Origin of the sequence: Halalkalibacter alkalisediminis (assembly GCF_028610705.1) — a bacterium.
GTDB lineage: Bacteria > Bacillota > Bacilli > Bacillales > Bacillaceae_D > Halalkalibacter > Halalkalibacter alkalisediminis.
On record NZ_JAQQWT010000143.1, the window covers coordinates 1 to 547 of the forward strand.

General features: G+C 52.1%; 5 tRNA genes. All 5 read left to right on the forward strand.

Annotated features, from left to right (window positions below):
* The first annotated feature begins 96 nt into the window (after window positions 1–96).
* The 5 genes from PQ474_RS26255 to PQ474_RS26275 all read left to right on the forward strand — a co-directional run bounded on the left by PQ474_RS26255 (window position 97) and on the right by PQ474_RS26275 (window position 546).
* Window positions 97–171: transfer RNA gene (locus PQ474_RS26255), tRNA-Gln, on the forward strand.
* Window positions 172–173: 2 nt separating this feature from the next.
* Window positions 174–248: transfer RNA gene (locus tag PQ474_RS26260), tRNA-Gly, on the forward strand.
* Window positions 249–259: 11 nt separating this feature from the next.
* A tRNA-Cys gene (locus tag PQ474_RS26265) sits at window positions 260–334 on the forward strand.
* 17 nt (window positions 335–351) lie between these two features.
* A tRNA-Leu gene (locus PQ474_RS26270) sits at window positions 352–437 on the forward strand.
* Window positions 438–469: 32 nt separating this feature from the next.
* Window positions 470–546, forward strand: a tRNA-Arg gene (locus PQ474_RS26275).
* Window position 547 lies beyond the last annotated feature (1 nt).

The following is a 547-nucleotide window of genomic DNA, read 5'->3' on the forward strand; positions in this document are numbered from 1 at the left end:
CGATTGTGGCGAAGTGGTTAACGCACCGGATTGTGATTCCGGCATTCGTGGGTTCAATTCCCATCAGTCGCCCCATAAACCTTATATTTTTTGCGTTGGGCTATCGCCAAGCGGTAAGGCAACGGATTTTGATTCCGTCATGCGTAGGTTCGAATCCTGCTAGCCCAGCCAACGCGGAAGTAGTTCAGTGGTAGAACACCACCTTGCCAAGGTGGGGGTCGCGAGTTCGAATCTCGTCTTCCGCTCCATTTTTTTGTCTGGCGGCATAGCCAAGTGGTAAGGCACGGGTCTGCAAAACCCTTATCCCCCGGTTCGAATCCGGGTGCCGCCTCCAGATATTTTTTCTGCCGTGCCGGGGTGGTGGAATTGGCAGACACACAGGACTTAAAATCCTGCGGTAGGTGACTACCGTGCCGGTTCAAGTCCGGCCCTCGGCACTTTTTTATTTTAATTAAATTGGACAACTTATGCGCCCTTAGCTCAGCTGGATAGAGTGTTTGACTACGAATCAAAAGGTCGGGAGTTCGAATCTCTCAGGGCGCGCCAT